This window comes from Chryseobacterium suipulveris, assembly GCF_022811685.1.
Classification (GTDB): Bacteria; Bacteroidota; Bacteroidia; order Flavobacteriales; family Weeksellaceae; genus Kaistella; species Kaistella suipulveris.
The window spans coordinates 1212435-1229922 of sequence record NZ_CP094532.1 but is presented as its reverse complement, the minus strand read 5'-3'; the positions used below and the strand labels follow the sequence as shown (position 1 = coordinate 1229922).

The following is a 17488-nucleotide window of genomic DNA, read 5'->3' as shown; positions in this document are numbered from 1 at the left end:
CATCAACAATGAGAACAAGAATCGTAAGGGTTGCCGAAGGCAAACAAAGCACGCTCTCGCATCTGTATATTGACGGCATTTTTCAGTGCTTCCTGTTGGAGGACAAAATCAGATCCGTAAAAATTTTAAAACAGACAGCTATTCCAACAGGAACATTTGAATTGAAGTTGAACACCTGGGGCGGAATGAATGAGAAGTATGAGCAGAAATTTCCTGCCATTCACAAGGGAATGATTGAGATTGAAAGACTTCCTACTTTTCATTCGGTTTACATCCATATTGGAAACACAATTGGAGAAACGGCAGGCTGTCCGCTTTGCGGTCTTTCCTGGATAAAAAAGGATGGCGATTTTCAGGTGCTTCAGTCAACAGATGCCTACAAAATCATCTATCCAAAACTTTTGAAAGTGTTGGGTTCAGGAAATTCCGGAATCAGTATTGAAAATAATTTTCAGTTTTAAAAATCATCCATTATGCAAACCGAAATCACATTAAATGTTTTGTTTGGCTCTGTCAGTTCCGTGCTTTTGGCGATTGTTGCCTATTTCATACGGCAGTTGCACAGCGATTTTAAGAGTATGGAAAAGGACATTACCGAAGTCAAGACGATGGCTTTGCTCATCAAGACAGAATTCAAAAACAGTTACGACCTTCTGAATCAGAAAGTCGATTTTCTGGAACAAAGGGTATCAAAACTAGAGTTAAACCAATTTAAAAATCAAGATCATGAAACAGAGAAATCTTAACCTTATCAGCAGAATAGAATCCCCAACACCAAAATGGTTCAGGATAGTGCGAAATCTGGGACTGGCTCTCTCCGCAGTTGGCGGTGTTCTGGTCGCTGCTCCGGTGGCGCTTCCTGCTGGAATTGTTACCATTGGTGGCTACCTGCTTTTGGGCGGTTCTATAATTGGCGCGGTCAGTCAGACGGCAGTCAGCGCGGAAGAGTACGGCGAAAAATCCCGAAAATCGGATACTGAATCCGGCGAAAATTCTGGAAATCAGGAAGTTAAATAGCAGTTATCTTCCTGGAAGAATCAAGGCAAACCGTCCATCCGGACGGTTTTTTTCGTTTGCTTCCGCTTATTTCATCGGATTGCACCCGTTCGTTTAAAAGGGCGAAATATGTATGCCTTATCCTGCTTACGATGGTGAAATGAAGTCGAATTATAGTGCAGTTTTTTTGGGGTTGGCATCCGGCGGCTGGTCAGCGGTGTTTTTTGGTGTTGGATTTCGAAAATTTTGGATCAAAAAAAACTTCCCGAAGGAAGTTTTCTAAAATTAAACGGTAAGGTAATAACGTCGGACTAAAGAGTTTCGCAGTTCTTGGACTGCTGCTGCCTGCTGTGTGATTTTCTGCTCCAATTCCCAAGTTGCCTTGATTTTGAGCATCATTTCGGGCGATTGGCAGGACTTTTCAAAGGCAGGCTGGATGAAGTTCCGCATCAGCGTTTTGAGGTCGCAGAGGCGAAGCATTTCGATGACCGATCCGCAAAGGTGCGGATGAAAAAAGCCGTGCTTCCAAAAGGCGTAAAAAGTCCAATAATAGGTTTCCACTTCTTCCGTGGTTCTGCAGTACAGGATAAAGCAGTTCGGGCAAGGTTCCTGCAGGGGTTTTCCGGCATTTCTGCCACGGTTCAGGATGTAAAGAGCCATTTTCGGCGTTTCGCGGTGCACTGAGTAAGTGCGTACTTTGTGTGTAAGCATAATTTTGGTTTAAAAAATTTTGCTCCGCTGAAAATTTTTCAAAAGAAAAAAAAGAAAAAAAGAAAGTGCTCCGCCCGTGTGGAAGGAAAATGCGATGCAATATTTTTTCGGAAAAATTTTGGGGCTAAATTTAAGCGCCACAAAACTTTTTCCGAAAAACCCTGTAGGGCTTGATATTGTCAGCGCATTTTCCTGACAACAGAACTTTACTTTCTTTTTTTTTTATTTTTTCTTATCCGATATCTTCTAAATAAGACCAAAAAAAATCTTCAATTCAAAACTGCTTTTCTATTTGCTTTCACTTTCAAGCCGATGGGAAGCAATGGAAAAAACAGTGATATGACGGTGCGAGGGCTCGCAGCAACGGCATATGACTGTGCGCGGTGACGGAGGTGTATAGACGCCTGGAATGAATGGGTTCAAAAAATCCCAGAAGGGAAAGGCGGCTATATACCGGAGGAACTTGGACGAGCGTTGGCAGTCCGGGGAAACAGACTCGCAGAAAAATGGTGGTTTCGGCTCCGCTCAACCAACGAAAATCTTTATAAGAATACCTGAATGAGAAAGTGGTTGGAAAGACAGCGGTATGGAGGGCGGAAAGAAAATGCTTTGCTTGGGAATTTCCAGCACGCGCCACAAACACACTACAACTCTTAGCCTATGAAACTAAAGTTTTTGTGGTGTGTGCTGAGAATCCTGGAAAGGAGAAAGCAATTTTCTTCTGCCTGGAATATTGCTGTACGCGGTGGTGGAAGTGTTTTGCCATTGCATAAAAACCTATGAAAAATAAACTCTCCTTTATGCAATGGCAATATACTGGAGCCACTGGCAAATCCCGAAACTCTCTGCACCATTTTTCTGCATCCTATTTTGGGGTGGAGGGGATTTGTAGGTTTTCAATTGGAGGACTGACCGCGTAAATTATAACTGCACTGGCGGCTGGAAGGCGTTGGCGCAAAAGGGCTTCGCCCGTTGCAAGGAAAGCATTTTACATAATCTCAAATTATAGGCGCCGTTGGCTTTCTGACGGAATTTTGGCGGTGTATAGCGGTTGGCTTTTCAGCGGTTTGGCACACCGACATTATGGAGGAAGTCCCCGTTTGCGGCTGCTGCGCGTATAATTTCGATTATGTAACTTGCTGTGGCAGAGCGGTGTTTATACAAATTATTGCTTTTTCAAATCCCTTTCGAAATCATCATATAACTGGTACAGGATGTCTTTGATTTCGCGGAGGAAGAAATCTCCCAACTGCTTATTCTTAATTGTGAAGCGGCGGTATAATTTGGAGAAATCGGCAGTAATCTCATCCTGTGAGAAAGCAGAACCGGTATCATTAATTTTTGCAATAAGACGCTTGCCATTGTCATCAGATTTTATAAATTCAAAAAACTGACTGATTTTCTGTTCAAAATCTGCAATGAGTTCTGCAATGGCTTCTTCTTCCTGATTTCGTTTTTCAATGACTTTTAGAATATTGAAGCGGTATTTGTTACCTTCTCCGTAATTATCCCTGTCTTCCGCAACCACTTTCTTTTTTTCCTTCTGCTCATACTCTTTAGGAGCGACAATACCAATACGGTTATCAAAATAGATTTCCACATCATCAATGATTTCATCGGTGCGGTTAATCTGATTGTAAATCACGTTATACCGCTGCCAAAATTCAAGGAATAAACTTTCAGAGTATTTGGCATCCAATTCAATCACAAATTCTATCAGATTAATGATTTTGAAATATTTAAGGATTTTGGATTTTATTTTTTTTGCGTCTACTTTTTGACTTCTGATAAAATCATCAAAGCCCTCCTCAATCTGCATAATCAGTTTAATGTCGTGGTCGCCGGTGTGATATGCTGAAAATATCGGAAAGAATTTTTTAAAAAGTTCATCGGTACGCAAATCTTTGTAAAGCATCTCCAGTTTTTCTTCATCTCCCAACGGGTCAAAATCTGAAACCACCACATTGCTGAAATGTTCGAAAGCGTCCTTGATGTTCTTTACATTCACATTCTTGTAAGAAAAATCGATAATCTTACAGTCGTTTTTATATTTGGTTGTTCGGTTTACCCTTGAAATGGTCTGTATGGCATTTATACCTCTGATTTCCTTATCCAGAAATAATGTATGCAGTTTCTGTTCATCAAAACCGGTCTGCAATTTATCAACCACGATAATGATTCCGTTTTTGGAGGTTTTGAAATTCTGCAGTACACGTTCTTCATTAATTCCACCGTTTAAAGAACTGCAACTTGCATATTCCTGACTGTCGGAATAAATAATGTAAACCGGTGCTTCAGAGAACCTATCATATTTAGGATTTTCAACTATCTCTGCATAGTATTTTGATATGGCTTTTTTGTATCTGATTGCTGCAGGAATACTTGCGGCTGCCAGCATTGCTTTTGCCGTTCCGCGAATGTTATGATATACTGTAGAAACCAAACGTTCTACAATGAATTTTGAAATGGCATCAATACGGTCAGGATTCTCGTAGATTTTCCTTTTTCGGATAGCGTATTTTTTACCATCCATTCCAAAGCCGGTGTTGGTGCCTTCCGGAATTTCTTCATATTCATAACCTGTGTCGCCTTCAAACCCTTCCAATTCGTTTTCGGGCACTTCAAAATACATTTTTGCTGAAACCGGAACGATGCCTTTAATTGGATTCAGGATGTAACCGTCTTCAATAGCTTCCTTCATGGTATAACTGTCAAAAGGAATCCAAATTTTTTCCGCTTCCGCATATTTATTGAATTCTCCGAACCGTGCCAAAGTATGGTCGCTTGGAGTGGCTGTAAAACCTACAATCAGATTTTTCTTTTTATGTTTTTTCTGATATTCCTTGCTGTTATCGAAAGTGCTCTGCAATTCATCAAACACGCTAATCATTTCTTCGTGCTGGGTTCCGCTGTTGCTACGGTGTATTTCGTCAATCAGGAAAGCAATTCTTAATGTTGAAAGTCTTTCTATGGCCGTAGAATCCAAAATACTGTCTATTCCTGTAAACTTCTGAAGGTTTACCACCACAATTCTTTTTTCGGAATTTAATGCTTCTATAAAGGATTTACGGTCTGACGCTTCAATGAACATTGATTTCTGAATGTTCATATTATGCATTTTGGTATCCAACTGGTCGCGCAACTGCAGACGGTCTACCACCAACATAACTTTGTCGTAAATAAACTCTTCGCCACGGCGCAAGTCCTTTAACTGTAAAGCAAGCCAACCAATGATGTTACTTTTACCAAAACCTGCGGCATACTGCAACAAGAGTGAATACACATTTTTGTTGTTCTGATATTTCAGGCGTTTATTTATCAGTTCCTGAATCTGCGCTGTTCCCAATCCTTTATTCTGGAGTTCTTTTTCGAGTTTCTTAATGAAATATTCGGGGTCTGATTCGTGCGCCAAAAACTCATCAATCTTTGAAACAACCTTATCGGTACCAAATTTCTGTTTAGGCCTTGGAGAAATGAGTTTACCGTCGTTATGCTTGTATTCTTTGGTTTTGCTGCCTTCTTTTTTAATGAGTTCACGCTCAATGAAATTATAATACAGGATTTCTTTTTCTATCATTTTCTTATCATAGAGCGTGCGGAAGACTTCTTCAAACTTTTCAATTTTACTGGCTTCACGAATTCTTACAGGATAAGGTTTGAATTCTTTCAACAGTTTTTTTTCGTAATCGGTAAAATCATAACTGCCATCATTTACGGCCTGTTTAATTTCGTCAAACAATGATGACAGGTTTCTGATAACAAAAGTTTCTGCAAGATCTGTTGCTGTAATGTGCACTGCTTTTTCGAAGATATGCAGGAAATTTTTTCTTATGGATTGCGAAAGGTCATTTTTATCAGCAACAATCAAATATTCCTGGGCAGCCGAGAGATAATCTTTCATCACTTTATGACGACCATTTTTAGAAGCAGTCTGACTGTTCCAATTACTTTTCAGTTCGCTGTAAGAGAAGAAAATACCGTTGATGAAAAAAGTAAGGTCGGGACGGAACGCATATTTCTGTTTGCCGTCGTGACGATAGGTATAAGGCAGTTCCTGAACGACGGTAAAAATATTTTCTTCAAATCTTTGGTCTTCTTTAAGGACACTGCCACTCGGATAAAAAAGATGCAGTTTAATCCCTTCAAAGGTTACCGATTTATAGGTATTGAAAAACACCGCCATATTCATAGATGATTTTATCTTATCATCCAGAAAAGCGGTAAAAGCATCCATCAGTTCTTTTTCGGAACTGAATTTTTTGAGCAGTTTTTTATAATTGACTTTATTGAGCGATGTTTCTGAAATGAACAATTTCAGGTCTTCGGTAATGAAGAAAGATGGAGAAACCGTATTAGCTTTTGCTTCACGGTAGCGCAGTCCATCAGTTCTTTCGCAGAGGAAGTTGATTAAATATTTTTCCTGAAGGTCGAGTTCGTTCATAGTTTCATCAGTTTTTAAATAATGGTTCGGAATTCCAGTCCAGCAAATTCCCGTTTCCGTCTGACGGAATTCCGAGGAATTCTACAGGCACCATACTATACCGGGAAAGCAAATCATTCAACCGGGCGGTAAAATCATTATGCTGCCCGGAAGCATCCATCAAATATTTTAAGATACAAAGAAAATAAAAAGTTCTCTTATTATTGCTGTATTGGCTGCCCACCCAATTCCCTCTCGGTTTCAAAAGTAAGGCAGGTTCAATAGCCAGATCACGATTCCATAAACGGGCGTGGTGTGCACAGATATTTCGGACATAGGTAAGCGAGTGCAGCCACGACTGAAAAACCGTGTGATGCAGATTAAAGCAGTCTGCAATTATTCTTTTATCATCTTTTTCCCAAAGTCCTTTGTAAAGGTTGGAGAGTTCGCCGATGGTAAGCAATTCAAAACACATCCACGAAGGCGGATTTTGCGGATTACCATAATTATCGGTATAATGTTTTATAAACACTTCCGGCTTATGGTGCGTTTTGGCTTTCTGTATAATGTCCTGAAAAGACTGAAACGGGTCGATAGTATTGCCGAATCTGTCGCGGAAGGGTGTAATAAAAATATTTCTGTCGTCCTGCCAATGCGCATTATTGTATTTGGTTGCCAACTGATAAATAAACTGTGTTCTGATGGCCACCTCAATACGCTCAATACAATCAAAAACAAAGAGCCGAAGTTCTCTATCGAAACCATAGGTTTTCAGAACCAAATCGAAGGTTGTGCCCAGGTTGAAGATGTCTTTTTGGTTTTGGTAAGGCAGGAAATAAGCACTTAATCTGAAATAACTTATCTGGGAAAGTACGGTGGCTGCTTTTTGCCGGTCGGGAACCGCGAGCCCACGACTCATAAGGAGTTGAACTTGGTCTGCAAAAGGCAGCGGCGGTTTGCTGTATACTTTTTTACCCATTGGCCTATAAAAAGAGAAGACCCTCCAAGTGTGCATTGTTAAGAGGCAAGGAGGGTGTATTATCTTTAGTTAAAAAACTTTCTGTTCTAAAATACTTCCTAAAATGTGAAGCACTGATTGTGAAGCAAATATATTACAATTGTATCATATTACCAAACAAAAAGACAAATAATTGCTTTAATTTTCTGCGATATGCCGTAAGTAAAAGCCTTAAAACATACAGCAAAGACAATGCTACACCACTTTTATTTTACCGGTAACGGCATCATTGATAAGGGTTTTGCGCAGGTTTTTTAAAGTTGCAATTTGCTCCTGCAGATTGGCAACAATACGGTCTATGGTTGCGGTTTTTTTATCGAGGTATTCAGCAATTTCGGACTGTTCTTTTTTGTCTTTAGGAATAAAAACTTGAAAATTGGAAACCTTTTCCATTTTTAGATTTATTCTTGTAAAACCTTTTCCCTCCACAGTCATTCTTTTGCGGTAAAAATCTGACAGTAAGAGATAATTTAAAAAGTTAGGATTATATTTAACAAGATTAATTCTGAACCCTTTACAAAAACTGTTTAAGTAAGTTTCCGGAATATCATTAGCCAAAACAGCCGTTTTACCAATATCTTCGTAACCTTCTGAACTCATCAGAAAAAATAAATCTCCTTTCTTCACTTCGTTCTGATTCTCGCCCGGATAAACTACTACAGTTCCCAAATGATTTTTATCTAAATAGATATTGTTAGCAATATTGGTAAACGGTATAAAACCTTTATTATCAACATTATCATCCTGATTAAAGTCGTCACCACTTTTGCCTGATAGACCGCTGTATAAATTGCCAATATCCTTTAACCTTTTGTGTAACCAATGCGCCGGAACTTTTAAACCAATTTCAGAATCTTTCATTTCTGCATTTGGATTTAAACCTTTGGTAACGGCGTTATTGATGATGGCTTTGCGCAGTTGGCGGTAGGTATCGATTTTGTGCTGCAGGATTTCAGTTTTGCGGTCTATGGCTGCGGTTTTGCGTTCAAGATAATGGGCGATGGATTGTTGTTCTTTAAGTGGTGGAAGAACAGTTACGAACTTTCCCATTGATTCTTGCGATAACCCATAGAAAGTAGTTCCATATTTAAAATACTCTATGTGACCAAGAAAAACAGAACTTTGAAGTTCATAATATAAAAATTTTGGAAAATAAGATTTCATCAATGGTCTTAACAAAAGTAAATGACTATTTAATGATGCTTTCCCTGGTAGATTTTCCACAAACAAAAGTTTACCTATTGTTCCATCTTTTGTCATTAGAATATCATTTTCTTGAAGTTGAATTTCAGGCGCTTCATTATATCTTTCTTCAGAAATATGATAAACTTCATTCCATCTTATTTTACCATCTTTAAAATTCATTCCTGTAATTAGATAAGGTAAATTCACATCGTCTGAAAATTCGGAAAACTTCAGACCTTGCCAACCAATTCTACCTTTCATATAACTAATTCCTTTAAACATCTTTGTTTCCCAATGCCTAGGAATTTCGTTAACCCAATCTATGTCAACTTTTTTATATTCTGCATATCTCATACCTCCAACTCCTTTTCAAGTTCCTCTAATTCCACATCCAGTGCCAAAAGATTGGCCTGCAGTTCCTCAATTTCGGGCAGTTCTTCCGGTTTGTAGAAGACTTTGTTGAAGTTCAGTTCTACACCTACCGTATTTTCCAAATATTCAAAAGGTTTGGTAACATATTTTGCCATAAAATCTGCAATGTTCTGGCTGTTTTGCTCTTCAACCGGCGAATATGGGATGATTTCGTAGTCTTTCTGGCGGTCTTTCACCAATTCTGCCCACACCTCTATCTGCTCCGGTTTTGTTTTGGTGGCTTTGCTGTATTTGGATTTTATGAGAATTTTGCCATTGCCTAAAAACTCTTTTTCCTGACTTTTTCCCGTCTTTACAATGGTTTCGCGCTTTTTGTCGTAATCATAAGCAATACCATCTTCATCAATCAAGACAAAAGCATCATCAGTATAATCGAAATCAGCAATCCAGTTTTTGAAATAGCCGTTGTAGAAATCTTCCAGTGTAGGATATTTTTCGGCATCCACCTCAAACTGCGTTCTGGCGTTGTAGGATTTTGCGCGTTCTTTATTCAGCGTATCGAGAATGGCAACGGTTTTCACCTGCAATTTTATGGCTTTTTCTTCCACTACATCGCCATTGCGGTTTATTTTATCAGGCATCTGCAAGGCTTTTCCCTCGAAATCTACGGCAGTAAGCGTAATTGCCTGTTTGTTGTAATAAAACTCCCATTTATCAAAGACACGGGCATATTCGGAATCTTCAAAATTCAGAAACGCTTCTACAATGGTTTTGCGGTTTTCGGGATTCATCTGGCGGCGCTTTTTACCTTTGCTTTTTTTAAGGGGTTCCCAAAAATCGCTGCCGTTGATCAGGATGACTTTGTCTTTTCTTTCTGCCGGTTTGTTTTTGTTGAATACCCAAAGGTAAGTGTAAATGCCGGTGTTGAAGAATTCATCAGTCGGCATCTGAATAATGGCTTCTACCCAATCTTTATCGAAGAAATGTTTACGGATGTTGCTTTCGCCACTTCCGGCGTCGCCACTGAAAAGCGTGGAACCGTTGTGAACGATAACAGCAAACCCGTCTTCTTCATTCAGTTTGGAGAGAATGTGCTGGGTAAAGAGGAACTGCCCGTCTGAAATGGAAGGGAGTGCCACGAAACGCCCGGTTTCATCTTTACGGATTTCTTTTTCATAACCTTTCCAGTCAACACCATACGGCGGATTTGCCACAGCGACGTTAAAAGATTTATCGAAAAATTTACCGGTTTCTGTAAGGGTGTTTCCGTATTCAATCTGTGTATCTCTACGGAAGCGGCTTTCAATTTTAGCCAATGCATAGAGTGTATCGTTCCATTCCTGCCCGAAAGTTGCAGTAGGTCTGCTTGTGGTTTCCTGAATTTTGTCTTCTACCCCAAAAAGTAAGTTTCCACCGCCACAGGTTGCATCGTAAATGGTGAGGAACTGACCGTTATCTTCAATACGTGCGGCAATGAGTTCGGAAATCAGGGAAATAATATCATCGGGTGTATATTGCTCTCCGGCAGTTTCCGCAGAAATATCTGCCCATTTTCTTTTGATGTGTTCTTCAAGCGTCGTAATTTCGGAGTTGTTGAACGGTGTAAGGTCTATTTCACTCCACGCCTGCACTGTAGCAAATAAAATCCTTTTTTTCTTCAAAACTCCGTTTGTTCCTGAGATATCAAGAAATTTTTCTTCTTCATTACTCTTATCAACGCCTAACAAATACTGTGTTTCTAAATCGAAAGATTTTAGGTAAGAATCAAAATCAGCATCGAAAGTTGTATCGTTTTTGCAGATGTCTTTCAATGTTTTTCCTTTGCGAACCACATAATCATTATAGCCCAAACCTTCGAGTTTAAACATCTCGATAAAATCTTCCATATCGTCTTTCCCGATGTCTTCCGCAAGTTTATCCGCTTCACGAATCAGGCGGCTTTCCACCATCAGCAGTGCGAAATAGGGCATCATAAATTTGGGGAAGTCGCTCTGTTTGATGCCGGCACCGATAAGGAGGTCGGCGGTTTTCCAAACATCGCTTTCATACTTCATAATGTTTATACTCATACGGTTGATTTTGAGTTGATTGAGATTAGTTTAAGGATAAAAAAAGGAATCCAAAGATAGGAAAAACAAAGCAGATTGGGGAAGAGGAATTGCAGTGTAAGGCGTAAAATAATGAAAATGAGCGGGAATATTTTGCAAAGAAAAATAAGGCAACGGAAAGAAGAAATAAAAAAGTAAGTAAAGTAAGTAAGGTTTATGAAAAAACTTTTTCAGAAAAACAGAATGAAAAAAAACTATTTAAAACAATGAAATTAAAGGTAAAGTAAAACGACTAAATTTTTATATGCTTTGAAATACACTGTATTTAGTAGAAAATTTTTGTACAAAAAAAATAAAATTTTCTTTTGCTGAAAGTTACTTACTTTACTTACTTTCAAATAATAAGGTAAAACAAAGAAAATCAGTGACGCTTATAAATTTCTATAGTATCCACTTTCAGGCGGGCTTTGAGCCAATTCTGCAAAGTTTTGTTTTGGGCATCAGTAAGATTGTTTTCGCTTTCATACATTGCCACGGGAATTACAACCGCACTGTCTTTATCTGAAAGTATTTCCTGTTTGGATGCGGAAAGTGATTTGAGGCCGGGAACGATGGCTTTGGCTTCGGAATATAGATTATCGGTCTTGAACACATAACGGTCTATTTTGGCATTAAGTTCTGCCGCAATTTTAGTGGCATCATTTGAAACTTCATTATTCTGAATTTTGGTGGCCTGAGCGAGAAAAGCACTGTCCTGCCGGATGATGAGCCTTGTATTGGTGATACCGTATTCAGACAGTTTTTGCTCTTCTTCTTTAATCTCTTCCGAAGTGAATTTACGGGTCAGAAACGCCAGTTCAATCCGTCTCGGATTTGTGGTATAAGAGGTCTTGCGGTAAACGATGGTGTTGCCTTTTTCCTCAAATTCTTTGGTGACATAATGCGACACTTTTTCGTAAAACCTTTGCTGCTGAATAAAACGGTAAGCAAAAAATACACTCGGAATAATCATTAGCAGCGTAATAATAGAAATCCAGTTGCGGACTCTGGTTTCTTTCTTCTTGTCCACCAATTCTGCGGCAGGATATTTAAGATATTTTACGATAATGAAGGTAGCAATACAGATAAACACACAGTTAATCGTGTAAAGAAACATTGCTCCAGCAAAATAACCGAATTTGCCGGTTGCCAAACCATAACCTGCGGTGCAGAGCGGCGGCATCAAAGCCGTGGCAATGGCCACTCCCGGAATAGGATTTCCTTTCTCTACACGCGTTACCGCAATTACACCAACCAAACCACCAAAAAAAGCAATAATTACATCATAAATATTGGGTGCGGTTCGGGACAGGATTTCACTTTGGGCTTCTTTGAAAGGAGAAAGTAAAAAATAAATAAACGAAACGCCAAGGCCTACCAAAGTAGAAATCAGCAGATTTTTGAGCGATTTTCGGAGCAGACTGAAATCATACATTCCCAAAGCGAAGCCGGCACCAACGATTGGGCCCATTAACGGTGAAATTAACATCGCACCAATGACTACTGCCGTAGAATTGACATTAAGCCCCACGGAAGCCACCATAATGGCACAAGCCAAAATCCAGAAATTGGAACCCGAAAAAGAGATGCTGTTGCGGACATTTTCAAGGACTTTTGCTTTGTCTTCTTCGCCGTTGTGCAGGTTGAAAAGTTTGTTCATATCGCTACTGAAATAATCACAAATTTAATGCATTATTTTTTATACCATTTCAGTTCCTGAATATTTGCCGGCATAGAAATACCATTGGACAACAGATTGATTTTCACCTGGTCTATCATTTCGCTGCGAATCATCAGCGCATCCCGGCGGTAATCTTCGGCTTCAACCCAAAAATGGACTTTAATGTTTACAGAATTGGTCGCCAGTTCGTCCGTCATTACAAACGGTTGGCGGTCAATATCCTGCAATGCCAAACGGTGTTGATTCATCGTGTCCAGAATAATTTTTTTGGCTTGGTCAATATCATTTTCATAAGCAATACCGACCATAAAGTCCATTCTGAAGTAACCGTCTTCGGTAAAGTTGAACACCGGTTTTTTGATAACATCGCTGTTGGGGATGTAGACATCCTTCCCGTCAAAGGTTTTGAGTTTGGTATAGCGGAATTCCATTGCCTTTACTTTTCCGAAAATATCGCCGATGCTTACCGTGTCATTCAGATTGAAAGGTCTGTTAAACGAAAGAATAATACCGGAAATAAAATTCTCGCCCACATCTTTGAAGGCAAAACCCAGAATAACCGCCGAAGCACCTGCCGCCGTGAGAAGTCCGGTCGCAATACCGTCCAAACCTGCAATTTTGAGGGCAAACATAATCACTACCGTAATAAAAACAAGTTTAATGGCTTTCACCAGAAAATTGGTCATCAGCGGGTCTTTTGACTTTCCCCGGATGGTGCTGCGTGCAAAATCTGAAACTTTATTGGCCACAAAAACCCCGATGGCAATAATGAGAATGGCCACCAGAAATTCAGGAATGCGATCTATAAAACTGTTCCAACTTTCCTGAAAGGACTGTAAAAGTTTGTTGGTTTCCATTGTATAATCATATTAAGTTTCAAAGATTAATTTTCAAAGAAAAACTTTTCTTCTCCGAAAGCAGGCTTCAGTTCATCAAGCCAATAAGTTTCCTCGTCATACTCTGCAAAAAACGGTTTTCCGATCCAGTCGGGATCTCTGCCCTGAAGGAATCGCAGCGAAAGCACTTTTTGGTCATTAACTTCAGAAACACCCAGAATCTGCACCTTTCCGGGATCAGCGCTCATACTCGGACCACGAACGGTACGACAAACTCCGCTGATCTGCTGATATGCATTGCGGAAGATTTCCCAGGCATCCACAAGGGAAACTTTGAAATAATGCTGTGCGCCGGTATCTCTTGCCAAAAACATATAGTAAGGAATACAGTTTTGGTTGACCTGTTCGCGCCACATTTCTGCCCAGATTTCTGCGCTGTCGTTGATATGCTTCATCAGCGGTGACTGTGTGCGGATTTGCGCTCCTGTTTTCCGGATTTCTTTTATGGCCTCTTTCGCGGCATCGGTGGACATTTCCACGGGGTGGTTGAAGTGCGCCATAATTGCCAGATTAATTCCTTTGTGAGCAATCTTGCGAAATGTATGAAGCGTTTGCTGCGCATCGTCATCGGTAAGGAATTTATACGGCCAATACGCCAATGCTTTAGTACCAATTCTAATTGTTTGCAGATTTGGTAAGTCGGCATCCAGAAGTGCATCAATATAGGTTGAAAAAATTTTGTTTTTCATAATCATCGGATCACCACCGGTGAAGAGAATGTCGGTAACTTCGGGATGTTCTTTTAGGTATTTTACCAGCAGTTCGGTTTCTTTCATTGCAAATTTCCATTCGTCCATTCCCACAAACTGTGGCCAGCGGAAACAGAATGTACAATACGCGTGGCAAGTTTGTCCCTGACTTGGGAAAAACAGAACGGTTTCACGGTATTTGTGCTGCATTCCGGTAAGTTTTTGCCCTTCAATCATCGGGACATTGTGTTCTAACTGTCCGGCCGGATGTGGATTCAGTTCTGCACGAATTTTATTGGCTTCTTCCTTAATCTGCATTTTTGAGGCGCCTTCATCAATCAGTTTTTCAATGCGGCGGTAATGTTGAGGAATAAGCATTTCTCTCTTTGGAAAAGTAAGTGTGTAAATTGGATCATCCGGAACATTATCCCAATTAATCAGCTCATCCACCACATAATTATTGGCTTTGAAAGGCAGAACGCTTCCAACCACTTCAATCTCCTTTTTCAATTCTTCAGGCAGCTGTTCCATCTGCGGAATTTTCCTGAAGTTGTGTAATGCAAAAGATTTATAGGTTGGTTTTTCAGTAATTGTATTTTCCATAGTATGTGATTTAGGGTGTTAATAATTAAATCTTGAATTTTATTCTGAATGAGGCCCTAAAGCGACCTCAGACATTATGGATTACCCGTTGCGGGAACGGAATTTCAATACCATGTTTGCCGAAGGCTTCAAAAAATTTTATCCGCAATTCGCTTTTTAAATTCTCAACCCGAAACGGATCTGCTGACCAGAAATAGACATTGAAAATCAGTGCAGAATCGGCATAATCATTAAATCTCACGAACGGTTCAGGCGATTTGGAAACGCGGTGATGCGAGAGCGTTTCGGTTTTCAAAATTTCCATTACGGTTTTTACATCCGAATTATATGAAACGCCCACCTGAATATCAAACCTTGAATTGAGGTCGGTATGCGTCCAGTTGATGACATGGTTTTTGGTGAGTGTTGTGTTGGGCAATATGATGTATTTATCATCTCTCGTTAAAACAGTAGTGGTTCTCAGATTGATTTCTTTTACCTGACAGACCAGTTTATCCACCTCAATCACATCGCCTACTTTGATGCTGGAATCCAAAAGCAAGACAAAGCCGGAAACAAAATCGCTGAAAATATTCTGCAACCCTAAACCGATACCTACCAGAAGTGCTGCGGAAGCACCCATCAATACCGAGACATTAATGCCAATCATATTCATTCCCAGGATGAAGCCCAATACATACAGGACATATTTAATCAGACTGAAAATGGTGAACTTCTTGCTGTCGTCCAGTTTTGGGAACGGTAAATCAGTTTGCGTATCAGTTTGATGACAAGATTAAGGATGATCACAAAAATTATTAGGAAAATGATGGAAGAAACTTCAATATTTTCTTTTCCTATGCTGAAGAGTTTGTAATTGAGAAACTCGCGGAAACCAAATTCTATTTCTTTCATAATTCTTACATTATTAATCTAACGCCGCCCAAATCTGCCACGCGGTAACTGAACCTGTTGCTTGGTGAGGCAATGAACATAAAGTTTTTCGGGATATTCCAGTGTTTTGAGAGTTGGTCTATCAGTTCCGGTGTGAAGTCGCCCGGTATTTCAATAAATTCAATATCTATGGCGGGATATGCCCTGTCCAGCACTTCAAGGTCGTGTTTTAACTGGATGTTGTCTTCTCCAATTTTATAGACATTGACTACTTTGAGTTTTTTGGTGGTTTCGTTGTCCTGCACATACTGCATAACTTTGTTCAAAATTGCTACGCTGTCTTTTTTGGTAAAGAATACAAATTCCTGCGAATGGATTTTACGGTTCAGCCGGTGCAAATATCTGTTGGATTTAGCAAAGAATTTTCTGAAAGGCCGCGACAATGCTTCGAGACCCGAAATGATTGCGGAAATCAAGGTCGTCCTATTGAGCATTATCCCAACCACAACTAAAGCAGGAACCAGATATTGCAGGAATGTGTAGAATGAATCTTTATTGAGCAATATATTTCCCAAAAACGCTATCAGCACAAAGGAAACCGCAATAAGGACATTGAATACGGGTGCCACCTCAGGACGGGGCAGTTTTTTACGCTTAATTTTCAGTAAAAGATTTCCGATACCGAACAATGCCATCACGGAAAGAAATGAGAATGTGTAAACGCCTGCCAATGCCGGAATATTCCCCTTAGTTGCAAAAAGCACAGATATACACAACAGTAAAAATGCGATGGAAATTCTGTAAAAAGATCCTTTTTTATTGGTTTTCAGGAAGTAATTGGGCAGGATCCTGTCCAAAGTCATCCGGTTTATCAACCCTAAAACACCCACAAAAGAAGTAAGCACTGCCCCACATAATACCAATACCGCATCAATAGAAATAATGGTTCCCAACCAGTTGCCGCCTGTTTTGCTTCCTAAATGTGCCAACAATGCCGAACTGTTTTCAGCCACTTCTGATACCGGCATAATAAATATGATGAGCAAAGCCATTACAGGATTGAAGAAACTTACAACACCCCACATGTTCCGCAGTGTTTTTGGAAATACACCGTGTTCCTGTTCTTCCACAAAATTGGCCGAACTTTCAAAACCCGAAATACCGAGCATCGCTGCAGAAAAACCAAGAAACAGTGCCATCAGCAAACTTCCGCCTTTCACCGGTAAACTCCAGTTGATTTGAAAAACATCCAAACCGTGTCCTAAAATAAAAACCAACCCAGTAATCAGCAAAAGACTCAATGAAGCCAAATGCGTAATGAAAATGATGACGGCTACTAATGCCGATTCTGAAATTCCGATTATGGTCAGCACAGTGAAAATACCCAATACCACAACGGTTGCCAACATCACATTTACTGGAATTAAATGATCCAGATAATGCATTGCCTCGGAAGCGGAAATAACCGCCGTTGCCATATACGACAACACCGTGAGTGCCGCCGCCACAGAAGCCACTTTTTTAGAAGAAGTATTGAGCAGCACATTGTATGCACCCCCATTTAAAGGAAGCGCACCTACCACTTCACCATAGATTTTCCTGAACAGAAAAAGCACCACCGCCACTATAAGCAGCGAAACCCAAGCGAATTGCCCAGCATACATAATCGTTAATGCCGATACATAAAGGCAACTTGAACTGATGTCGTTACCACTGATTGCGGTAGACTGCAGTTCGTTTAATTTTTTATGAACGGACTTTGCCATTTCTTACATTTTTTTCTTTCTGCTTCTCTGATTCGATTTGCTTAATGGTAATAAGTGCGAACGCATCAAAACTCAAATCCACCAACGTTGAAATGCCGGTGTGTCTTAGTTTAAGACTTTCAGGTTTCTTCCTATAAAAGAAATGGGTCTTGTTTTTTGATTTTGTCTTTAAGTTGTTGTTATTCATAAGT

General features: G+C 39.9%; 14 protein-coding genes. 3 read left to right on the top strand and 11 right to left on the bottom strand.

Annotation, left to right across the window (positions count from 1 at the left end; genetic code table 11):
- The first annotated feature begins 8 nt into the window (after positions 1 to 8).
- Genes MTP09_RS05765 through MTP09_RS05755 form a run of 3 tightly spaced genes read left to right on the top strand, consistent with a single transcriptional unit; the run spans position 9 to position 1017 of the window.
- Positions 9 to 461 carry a DUF5675 family protein gene (locus tag MTP09_RS05765; RefSeq protein WP_243551101.1) on the top strand — a complete coding sequence of 151 codons (453 nt, stop codon included), beginning with the start codon at positions 9 to 11 and terminating at the stop codon, positions 459 to 461.
- A 12-nt stretch (positions 462 to 473) separates the two neighbouring features.
- On the top strand, positions 474 to 746 hold the full coding sequence (locus MTP09_RS05760) for a hypothetical protein (RefSeq protein ID WP_243551099.1): 273 nt from the start codon (positions 474 to 476) through the stop codon (positions 744 to 746).
- On the top strand, positions 727 to 1017 hold the full coding sequence (locus tag MTP09_RS05755; RefSeq protein WP_243551097.1) for a hypothetical protein: 291 nt from the start codon (positions 727 to 729) through the stop codon (positions 1015 to 1017). Before MTP09_RS05760 ends, MTP09_RS05755 begins: the two co-directional genes overlap by 20 nt.
- A 264-nt stretch (positions 1018 to 1281) precedes the next feature.
- Here the strand turns inward: MTP09_RS05755 and MTP09_RS05750 are convergent, their stop codons facing one another.
- The 11 genes from MTP09_RS05750 to MTP09_RS05700 form a co-directional block, all read right to left on the bottom strand.
- A complete protein-coding gene (locus tag MTP09_RS05750; protein ID WP_243551095.1) occupies positions 1282 to 1707 on the bottom strand; it encodes a DUF6943 family protein in 426 nt (141 codons plus the stop codon).
- Positions 1708 to 2872: 1165 nt separating this feature from the next.
- A complete protein-coding gene (locus tag MTP09_RS05745) occupies positions 2873 to 6148 on the bottom strand; it encodes a DEAD/DEAH box helicase family protein (protein ID WP_243551093.1) in 3276 nt (1091 codons plus the stop codon).
- A 7-nt stretch (positions 6149 to 6155) separates the two neighbouring features.
- Complete coding sequence (locus MTP09_RS05740) at positions 6156 to 7106, bottom strand: Abi family protein (protein ID WP_243551091.1); 951 nt, start codon at positions 7104 to 7106, stop codon at positions 6156 to 6158.
- A 234-nt stretch (positions 7107 to 7340) separates the two neighbouring features.
- Positions 7341 to 8684, bottom strand: coding sequence for a restriction endonuclease subunit S (locus tag MTP09_RS05735; protein WP_243551088.1), 1344 nt, complete (start codon positions 8682 to 8684; stop codon positions 7341 to 7343).
- Positions 8681 to 10771, bottom strand: coding sequence for an HsdM family class I SAM-dependent methyltransferase (locus tag MTP09_RS05730; protein ID WP_243551086.1), 2091 nt, complete (start codon positions 10769 to 10771; stop codon positions 8681 to 8683). The genes MTP09_RS05735 and MTP09_RS05730 overlap by 4 nt, the downstream gene beginning before the upstream one ends.
- Before the next feature lie 400 nt (positions 10772 to 11171).
- Positions 11172 to 12449 (bottom strand): DUF389 domain-containing protein, encoded by a 1278-nt coding sequence (locus MTP09_RS05725; protein WP_243551084.1) that lies wholly within the window; start codon positions 12447 to 12449, stop codon positions 11172 to 11174.
- A gap of 32 nt (positions 12450 to 12481) precedes the next feature.
- A complete protein-coding gene (locus MTP09_RS05720) occupies positions 12482 to 13327 on the bottom strand; it encodes a mechanosensitive ion channel family protein (protein WP_243551082.1) in 846 nt (281 codons plus the stop codon).
- 26 nt (positions 13328 to 13353) lie between these two features.
- Entirely contained in the window at positions 13354 to 14658 is a 1305-nt protein-coding gene (locus tag MTP09_RS05715; protein ID WP_243551080.1) for a KamA family radical SAM protein, read from the bottom strand.
- 67 nt (positions 14659 to 14725) lie between these two features.
- A complete protein-coding gene (locus MTP09_RS05710; protein WP_243551078.1) occupies positions 14726 to 15331 on the bottom strand; it encodes a mechanosensitive ion channel family protein in 606 nt (201 codons plus the stop codon).
- A 20-nt stretch (positions 15332 to 15351) separates the two neighbouring features.
- Complete coding sequence (locus MTP09_RS05705) at positions 15352 to 15552, bottom strand: hypothetical protein (RefSeq protein WP_243551076.1); 201 nt, start codon at positions 15550 to 15552, stop codon at positions 15352 to 15354.
- Between the two features lie 5 nt (positions 15553 to 15557).
- Positions 15558 to 17297 carry an APC family permease gene (locus tag MTP09_RS05700; protein WP_243551074.1) on the bottom strand — a complete coding sequence of 580 codons (1740 nt, stop codon included), beginning with the start codon at positions 17295 to 17297 and terminating at the stop codon, positions 15558 to 15560.
- Between the last annotated feature and the right edge of the window lie 191 nt (positions 17298 to 17488).

Coding starts and splice junctions, on each gene's coding strand:
- MTP09_RS05735 (WP_243551088.1), bottom strand. CDS start 8,684: ATGAGATATGCAGAATATAAAAAAGTTGACATAGATTGGGTTAACGAA.
- MTP09_RS05720 (WP_243551082.1), bottom strand. CDS start 13,327: ATGGAAACCAACAAACTTTTACAGTCCTTTCAGGAAAGTTGGAACAGT.
- MTP09_RS05750 (WP_243551095.1), bottom strand. CDS start 1,707: ATGCTTACACACAAAGTACGCACTTACTCAGTGCACCGCGAAACGCCG.
- MTP09_RS05730 (WP_243551086.1), bottom strand. CDS start 10,771: ATGAGTATAAACATTATGAAGTATGAAAGCGATGTTTGGAAAACCGCC.
- MTP09_RS05740 (WP_243551091.1), bottom strand. CDS start 7,106: ATGGGTAAAAAAGTATACAGCAAACCGCCGCTGCCTTTTGCAGACCAA.
- MTP09_RS05715 (WP_243551080.1), bottom strand. CDS start 14,658: ATGGAAAATACAATTACTGAAAAACCAACCTATAAATCTTTTGCATTA.
- MTP09_RS05705 (WP_243551076.1), bottom strand. CDS start 15,552: ATGAAAGAAATAGAATTTGGTTTCCGCGAGTTTCTCAATTACAAACTC.
- MTP09_RS05725 (WP_243551084.1), bottom strand. CDS start 12,449: ATGAACAAACTTTTCAACCTGCACAACGGCGAAGAAGACAAAGCAAAA.
- MTP09_RS05700 (WP_243551074.1), bottom strand. CDS start 17,297: ATGGCAAAGTCCGTTCATAAAAAATTAAACGAACTGCAGTCTACCGCA.
- MTP09_RS05755 (WP_243551097.1), top strand. CDS start 727: ATGAAACAGAGAAATCTTAACCTTATCAGCAGAATAGAATCCCCAACA.
- MTP09_RS05765 (WP_243551101.1), top strand. CDS start 9: ATGAGAACAAGAATCGTAAGGGTTGCCGAAGGCAAACAAAGCACGCTC.
- MTP09_RS05745 (WP_243551093.1), bottom strand. CDS start 6,148: ATGAACGAACTCGACCTTCAGGAAAAATATTTAATCAACTTCCTCTGC.
- MTP09_RS05760 (WP_243551099.1), top strand. CDS start 474: ATGCAAACCGAAATCACATTAAATGTTTTGTTTGGCTCTGTCAGTTCC.